This window comes from Bradyrhizobium sp. AS23.2, from assembly GCF_001908185.1.
GTDB lineage: Bacteria > Pseudomonadota > Alphaproteobacteria > Rhizobiales > Xanthobacteraceae > Bradyrhizobium.
In genome coordinates, this window is record NZ_LGHM01000264.1 from 1 (window position 1) to 7,821 (window position 7,821).

Here is a 7,821-nt window from a genome sequence, read left to right on the forward strand (position 1 = left end):
AGGAAGCCGGCCGCAAGGCCGCCGAGGAAGCCGCCGCCGCGGCCGAACAGGCCGCCACGCGCCGGCGCGGTCGAATTCATGCCTGCACCCGGCTGGGTGTAGGTGCGGTTGAACTGCGAGGTCGAGCCCGGCGCGGTCGTGGTCGACGGCGGGGCCGAATAGGTCCGCGAACCGCGCGAACCCGACGAGAAGCCGCCGCCGACGCGCGCGTCAGCGGACGAGATCGCCAGAGCAGTCGGCAGCGCGAGCGCCAGCACGACGGCGATCGTCTTGAAAAGACTGCGGCTACGTTGCGAGAAATTCATGTGCGTTTCCCAGATCCCCGGCATGGGGACGTGCCCCTAAGATGGGCAGACTTCCCGAAAAGTGAAGTCGGTTTCGAAACCTGTGGCTGCGGCCCTCAGTCGCGGGGATGTGGCAAAAGCCCATATTTGACGGGGGTTTGGCTGGGAACGTGCCGGAACCACGGTCGCGGGTTACCGGCGGCGATACGACGAAAGTTCAGGTTTTTCCCTCGTCAATTCGAGCCAACGGGTCCGCGCGAAGCGCGGCCCCGTTGGCTCGCAATGACGGAAAACGCGAAGACGCCTGCTCACCCCGACTTCGTCATTGTCTCCTTCACCGCCGCCACGAGCTGGCTGAGCGTGAATGGTTTCGGCAGGAAGTCGAACTGCTGGCCTTCGGGCAGGCTCTTCTCGAAGGCGTCCTCGGCGTAGCCGGAGACGAAGATGAACTTGATGTCGGGGTTCTGCTCCCGCATCGCCTTCAGCAGCGTCGGACCGTCCATCTCCGGCATCACGACGTCGGAGACGACGAGATCGATCGCGCCGCTCTGCTCTTCCAGTACTTCCATGGCCTCGACGCCGTTCTCGGCCTCGACCACGGTGTAGCCGCGCGAGCGCAGGCCGCGTGCGTTGAGGGCGCGCAGGCCCTCTTCGTCCTCGACCAGCAGGATGGTGCCCTGCCCGGTGAGATCGGTACGGGGCTTCGCCTCCACTGCTGCGGGCACGGCTTCCTTCGCCGCGCCATTGGTCGCGGCGACCGCCGCCGCAGGCTGCTCGACCTGCACCTCCGGCTCGGCGTGATGGCGCGGCAGGAAGATGTGGAACGAGGTGCCCTGCCCGGGTTCGGAGTCGACGTAGATGAAGCCGCCGGTCTGCTTGACGATGCCATAGACGGTGGAGAGCCCGAGGCCGGTGCCCTTGCCCACTTCCTTGGTCGAGAAGAACGGCTCGAAAATCTTGTCGCGGATGTCGGCGGGAATGCCGGTACCGGTGTCGGCGACCTCGATCCGCACGTAATCCGCCGCCGGCATGCCCTTGTAGGCGAGCTTGCCTGCGTCCTCGGTGGTGACGTTGGCGGTGCGGATGATCAACTTGCCGCCGTCGGGCATGGCGTCACGCGCGTTCACCGCGAGGTTGACGATCACCTGCTCGAACTGGGAGACGTCGACCTTCACGGGCCAGAGGTCGCGGCCGTGGATCAGGTCGAGCTTGACCTTCTCGCCGATCAGCCGGCGCAACAGCATGGTGAGATCGGAGAGCGCGTCGCCGAGATCGAGCACCTGCGGCCGCAGCGTCTGCCGCCGCGAGAACGCCAGCAACTGCCGCACCAGAGTGGCGGCGCGCGTCGCGTTCTGCTTGATCTGCATGATATCCTGGAACGACGGGTCGGTCGGCTTGTGCGCGTTCAGCAGGAAGTCGTTCGCCATCATGATGGCGGAGAGCACGTTGTTGAAGTCGTGGGCGATGCCGCCGGCGAGCTGCCCGACCGTCTCCATCTTCTGCGACTGGTTAATCTGGTTCTCCAGCGCGCGCCGCTCGGTTGTCTCGAGCATGTGCACGATCGCGGCTTCCGCGTCGTTCTCCGCCACGTCGACCGGCGTGACGAAGAACTGGCCCCAGCGATCCTTGGTCCCTTCCAGGGCCACCTCGACGGGCGCTATGTCGGCCCGGCCTTCGGCGGCCTGGTTGATGGCCGCAATCAGCAAATGACGGTCGCGCGCATTGACCGCGCGGAAGATCGACTTGCTGGCACTGTCGAGCCCGAGGGCCTGCCCGAGCTTGGCGTAGCGCGCATTGGCGCGCACGACATTGCCGCCGCGGTCGACGGTCGCGATCGCCATCGGCGTATGGTCGAAGAAGCGCATGAAGCGCACTTCGGCGGCACGGTCGGGATCGCTGCGCTCGTCGCGGGCACGGCTGATCACCAGCGTGCGCGACGGTCCCGGCGTGCCGTCGGCGCCGAAGGCCAGCTTGTGATAGAGCCGCACCGGCATGGTCTTGCCCGTGCGCATGCGCAGGTCGATGTCGAAGACCTCGGTCTTCACCTCGCCCGGCACCGCCACGATCGCGGTCAAAAGCGAGGCGCCATCGCCGGAGACGATGTCGGTGAGCTTCAGCCCGCCCGAACCGATCTCGGCGAGGTCGTAGTCGAGCCAGTTCGCCAGCGTCGCATTGACATAGGCGAGCTCGCCGGCGGGATTGACCGAGAAGAAGCCGCAAGGCGCATGATCGAGATATTCGATGGCGTGCTGGAGTTCCTGGAACACGTCTTCCTGGCGCTCGCGATCGCGGGTGATGTCGGCGATCGACCACACCGCATATTTCGCCTCGCGCTTGCCCGTGCCGAGCGGACGCACCCGCATGCGCAGCCAGCGGCCCTGGCTGCCGTCATGGCCGGAGATGCGCACCTCTTCCTGCTGCCGCTTGCCTTCGCGCGCCGCTTTCAGCAGGCGGAACACCGCTTCGGAGACATCAGGGTTGCCGATGAAGACGCGCTCCACGGGGCGCACGTCCTGCGGGCCGGCGGCGCCGGTCAGCGTCAGATAGGCCGCGTTGGAGTAGACCACATGGCCGCGCGGATCTGTCACCGCGTGGCCGTCGAAGGCGTAGTCGGCGATGCGCCCCATCACGGGATCGTCGAGATTGCGGTCGACGAAGCGAATGATACCGGCAGCGAAGGCGAACAGGCTGAACAGGCCGATCATCGCCAGCACGGCGAGGGTGCCGAGGATGTAGGGCTGCGCCTGCGCGCGCCCGAGCGTCATCAGCCCGACGGCGACCGCGACGAGGCCGGCGGCCACCAGCAGCACCAGCGCAATGCTGCCCGAGCGTGGCGACGGCTCTGGCGCCGCAACGGGCTCGCGTGTGAGGTCGTGGTCGGTCTCGGCGGTCATCTCAAGCTGGCGCAGCCTGTCGGCAGAAAACGAACGCGCTCCCGCGCGCAATGGGCCTTCCCTGCCTGAATCGGACCCGCAGACGCAAGGGCGGCAAGGCTGAAACGTACGCTGATTCCCAGATTACGGCCATTTCCGGTGCTTTTCAGGTATTTTATCCCCGCCCGGCGCCGAATCCGCGCTTCAGCCGCATGACGTAGCCGATGACTTCGGCAACCGCATGGTAGTGCTCGGTCGGGATTTCCTGGTCGATTTCGACGGTGGCATAGAGCGCACGGGCCAGTGGGACGTTCTCGACGATGGGAATGTCGTGCTCGCGCGCGATCTCCCGGATCTTGAAGGCGAGATTGTCGACGCCCTTGGCGACGCAGATCGGCGCCGTCATGCCGCGCACGTAGGACAGCGCCACCGAATAGTGGGTCGGGTTGGTGATGATCACGGAGGCCTTGGGAACCGCCGCCATCATCCGCTTCTTGGAGCGCTGCTGGCGCAGTTGCCTGAGCTTGCCCTTAATGTGCGGGTCGCCTTCGGACTGCTTGAACTCTTCCTTGATCTCCTGGAGCGACATCTTCTGCCGCTGGAACCAGCTGCGATACTGGAAGAAGTAGTCGCCAATGGCGATGATCGCGAGGGCCGCGACCACCGCACCAAGCAGATGGATGGTCATGCTGGTGGAGGCGGCCAGCATGGCGGCCGGATCCAGCTTGACCATCGCCTCCATGCGATGCCGCTCCGGCCACAGGATCGTGGCCATGACCGCGCCGAGCACGAGCAGCTTGCCCAGCCCCTTGAGGAAATTGGCGGCCGCCTGCTTGCCGAAGATGCGCTTGAAGCCGGCGGCGGGCGAGAGTTTGCTGAATTTGGGCTTGAGGGATTCGGCCGACCAGACCAGGCGATGCTGGAGCATGTTGCCGGCAATGGCCGCCAGCACCAGCATCAGCAGGGGCACGCCGATCGCCGCGATCACGGCGAACTCGATCTGCTGCATCAGCGCGAGCAGGTTCCCGCCGTCGGTCTTGATCATCCAGGAATTGGCGAGCAGGTTGCGCATCGGCGTCACCAGCCCGCTGCCGACCGAGCCCGAGAAGGTCGAGACCACGAGCGTGCCGCCCGCGATCATGAACCAGGTGTTGATCTCCTGGCTCTTGACAACGTCGCCGCGTTCGAGCGCTTCGTCGAGGCGTTTTTGCGTCGGGTCTTCGGTTTGACTCTCGGGATCCTTGTCTTCCGCCATTGATCCCCCGTCACCTGAGCGGCATCATCTGGTGCATGACACCGATGAAGTAGTCGAGATACGTGCCCATCATGGCCGTGATCACCACACCAAGCACCAAAAAGCCCGCGAAGATCGACAGCGGGACGCCGACGAAATAGACCTGCATCTGTGGCATCAGCCGCGCCAGCACGCCGAGCCCGATGTTGAAGACGAGGCCGAACACCAGGAACGGTCCGGAGAGCTGCAAGCCGAGGCGGAACGCGGCGGCGAAGGCGCGTGTTGCGAGCGAGGCGACGTCGCCGCTCGATACGGTCTCGCCGGGCGAGAAGATCGTATAGCTGTCGTTGAGCGCCGCGATCACCAGATGATGGCTGTCGGTGGCAAACAGCAGCGTCACGCCCAGCATGGTCAGGAAGTTGCCCACCAGTACGCCCTGCTGTCCCTGCGTCGGATCGACCGAGGTGACGAAGCCGAGCCCCATCTGCTGCGCGATCACGGCACCCGCGACCTGGAGCGCCGCTAGCGTCACGCGCGCGGTTGCGCCGAGCACGATGCCGATCGCGATCTCATGCAGCATCAGCACCAGCAGCGGCGCGAGCGAACCCATGTCGACGTGGTAGGCGTTGCGGTGCAGCGGCAGGATGATCAGCGTGAGCAAGAGCGCGATCGACAGCTTCACCCGCGTCGGGATGTTGGTCTCGCCCAGGCCCGGCAACAGCATCACCATCGCGCCGACCCGTGCGAAAGCGAGCATGAAGGCCGCGGCGAGCGCCGGCAGCAGCGAGACGTCGATGCGCATGGCCGAATGCCCCGGCTCCAACATTCGCATGCCATCGCAGCAGGCACTTTTGCGAATGTTGGAGCCAAAGAGGCATTCGCAAAAATCAATGGTCGTGCAGCTATTGGATTTGACGTTCGCCACCACTGCTCGTGGAGACACAAGGGCGAACGTCAAATCCACCGCACGGCGCATTCTGCCTCAGCCGCCGATGATTCGCGACGAGATCCGCAGCATATGGGCGTGAAGCGAGTCGGCCATGAATGGCAGCGCCAATAGCATCGTGGCAAAGATGGCCAGGATCTTCGGCACGTAGATCAGCGTCTGCTCCTGGATCTGCGTCAACGCCTGGAACAGCGACACGATCACGCCGACCACCAGGCCGACCAGCATCAGGGGCGACGACACGATTACGATGGTCCAGATCGCATCGCGCGCGACGTCGAGGGTTTCGGGTCCGGTCATTGCAAACTTCCTTTGTTGATTCTCGCCTCCCCCCCAATCGTTGTGAAAGGAGGAACGCCCCTTCCCGTCATTGCGAGCGAAGCGACGCAATCCAGGCTGCCGTCATAGAAAGATGCTGGATTGCTTCGCTTCGCTCGCAATGACGACGGAGACCGAAAATCAGATCGGCATCTTCATGATGTCTTCATACGCCGCGATCACGCGGTCGCGGACCGAGACCAGCGTGGACACCGCGACGTCGGTGTCTGCAACCGCCGTCACCACGTCCATCACGTTGGCCTTGCCGGCGGCCATCGCCACCGTCTGCGCGTCGGACTTGCGGCCGGACTCCATGACGCTGCCGACAGCATCTTTCAGGAGCGATGCGAAGGATTGCCCGCTCGCCTCGCTGCCCTTGCCGGCGCCGCTGTTCTCCAGCACGCGGGCGAGGTTGGCATAAGCGTTGGCGGCGATTGTCGGAGATGCCATGGCTTAAGTGTCCCGTTCAGCTCTTGAGGATGTCGAGCGTGCGCTGGATCATCCGGCGCGTCGCACTGATGATGTTGAGATTGGCCTCGTAGGACCGCTGCGCATCGCGCATGTCGGTCATCTCGACCACCGAGTTCACGTTGGGATATTTGACGTTGCCGCTCGTATCCGCCGCCGGATTGTTCGGCTCGTATTTGACGCGGAAGTTGGACTGATCCGGCTTGATCTTGCCGAGGGTGACGACCTGCGCATCGAGCGTGCGGTCGAGCGCTGAGGAAAAGGTCGGTACCTTGCGCCGGTAGGGATCGCCGCCGGCGGTCTGCGAGGTCGAATCCGCGTTCGCGATGTTCTCCGAGATCACCCGCATGCGCCCGGCCTGCGCGCGCAGGCCGGAGGTCGCGATCGCCATTGAGCGGGCAAAGTCGCTGCTGTCATTCGCCATGATGCGCTTCCTCTAGCTCTAGCCCTTGCCGATCGCGGTCTTGAGCAGATGCAAGCTCTTCGAATAGAGCGAGGTCGCCGCCGCATAGTCCATCTGGTTGCTGGCGGCCTTCATCATCTCCTCTTCGAGGTTCACGGCGTTGCCCGCGGGGCGGGTTTCGAAGCCTGCATTCCTGTTCTGGTCGAATCCGGAGGCCGCGCCGGACGGCGTCATGTGGGAGGCGCTGGTGACGGTGAGCGCAAGCGGGCCCATCGAGCCCGTGACGGCGCCGGCCTTGTCGAGCTTCGGCTCGACCAGATCGCGCGGCCGGAACTTGGGCGTATCGGAATTGGAGACGTTTTCGGACAGGACGCGCTGGCGCTCCTGGTGCCACTGCATCTTGGTGCGAAGCGCCGACAGCACCGGGAGGTCGTTGATGGACATCGTTGCGGTTCCTTCCGCCTCTCGGGACCCTGGGGTCCGAAGCTAGGCAGAATTTGCCGCGTGTATGGTTAACAGGTGGTTAAGGATGCCATCAATGCATGTCCCCGGCCGGGACACGGCTTTGCGACCCCGTGATTCTACGTCCCCGAAAACGGCATTAACCCAATCGCTTGGCGACGCGTGCACAGGCCAAGAAGTCATTTTGGATCGAGCGATTCATAGGTTATTAAGAGTTGGGGACGGCAAAACTTGCCGTGGGACGTTAAGAAATCGCAGTTTGGGGCATCCCACGCCGGTGGTTGGCGCATCTGACCATGGGCACGAGAAAAGCGCCATTTGTCGGGGACAAGTATGCAAGGCAGCCCTATCACCTTCATCGTCGCGTTCATCGTCGTTCTGGCGTTGATCGGCGTCGCTGCATGGCTGGTTCGCCGATTCGCCAGCAGCCGGCTCGGTGCCAACACCCAGCGCGGCCGGATGCCCCGGCTCGCCGTGATCGATGCCGCCGCGGTCGATGGCCGGCGCCGCCTGGTGCTGGTCCGGCGTGACAATGTCGAACATCTCCTGATGATCGGCGGTCCCACCGACATCGTCGTCGAACCGAACATCGTGCGTGCCGCGCCTGGCCGCGATCAGCTCCCACAGCGTCCCAGCGCCGCCGAGCCGCCGCGTCTCGCGCCCATGCCGGACACCGGCGGCTGGGCCGACGAAGCACCACGGCCCGAGCTGCTCGATCATCTCGAGCCGCAAATGCCTGAGCCGCTGCCGCGGCCCGCGCGTCCCTCCTTCGCCGACGAGGTGCGCCGGCCCGCTCCAGCTTTGGCTGAGCGCCGCAGCGAGCCGCCACTGGC

The 7,821-nt window shown here is 64.7% G+C and carries 8 protein-coding genes and 1 pseudogene; 1 reads left to right on the top strand and 8 read right to left on the bottom strand.

Going from position 1 to position 7,821, the window contains the following annotated elements:
* The 8 genes and pseudogenes from AC630_RS40295 to flgB all read right to left on the bottom strand — a co-directional run.
* A pseudogene (locus AC630_RS40295) lies at nt 1-329 on the bottom strand (hypothetical protein); the annotation flags it as partial.
* A gap of 263 nt (nt 330-592) precedes the next feature.
* Complete coding sequence (gene cckA, locus AC630_RS40300; protein WP_074123895.1) at nt 593-3,178, bottom strand: cell cycle histidine kinase CckA; 2,586 nt, start codon at nt 3,176-3,178, stop codon at nt 593-595.
* Between the two features lie 154 nt (nt 3,179-3,332).
* On the bottom strand, nt 3,333-4,412 hold the full coding sequence (gene flhB / locus AC630_RS40305; RefSeq protein WP_074123896.1) for a flagellar biosynthesis protein FlhB: 1,080 nt from the start codon (nt 4,410-4,412) through the stop codon (nt 3,333-3,335).
* A 10-nt stretch (nt 4,413-4,422) separates the two neighbouring features.
* The gene (gene fliR / locus AC630_RS40310; RefSeq protein WP_074123900.1) at nt 4,423-5,193 is read right to left on the bottom strand and encodes a flagellar biosynthetic protein FliR; all 771 of its coding nucleotides are present in this window, start codon (nt 5,191-5,193) and stop codon (nt 4,423-4,425) included.
* 180 nt (nt 5,194-5,373) lie between these two features.
* Nucleotides 5,374-5,637: a flagellar biosynthesis protein FliQ gene (fliQ, locus tag AC630_RS40315; protein ID WP_074123897.1), complete on the bottom strand. Its 264-nt coding sequence runs from the start codon at nt 5,635-5,637 to the stop codon at nt 5,374-5,376.
* Between the two features lie 159 nt (nt 5,638-5,796).
* Entirely contained in the window at nt 5,797-6,105 is a 309-nt protein-coding gene (fliE, locus tag AC630_RS40320; protein WP_008142413.1) for a flagellar hook-basal body complex protein FliE, read from the bottom strand.
* A 16-nt stretch (nt 6,106-6,121) separates the two neighbouring features.
* Nucleotides 6,122-6,547, bottom strand: coding sequence for a flagellar basal body rod protein FlgC (flgC, locus tag AC630_RS40325; RefSeq protein ID WP_074123898.1), 426 nt, complete (start codon nt 6,545-6,547; stop codon nt 6,122-6,124).
* 18 nt (nt 6,548-6,565) lie between these two features.
* Complete coding sequence (flgB, locus tag AC630_RS40330) at nt 6,566-6,970, bottom strand: flagellar basal body rod protein FlgB (RefSeq protein WP_074123899.1); 405 nt, start codon at nt 6,968-6,970, stop codon at nt 6,566-6,568.
* 351 nt (nt 6,971-7,321) lie between these two features.
* Between flgB and AC630_RS40335 the strand changes: the two genes are divergently transcribed.
* A partial coding sequence (locus tag AC630_RS40335; RefSeq protein ID WP_208867112.1) for a flagellar biosynthetic protein FliO occupies nt 7,322-7,821 on the top strand: 500 nt, incomplete at its 3' end.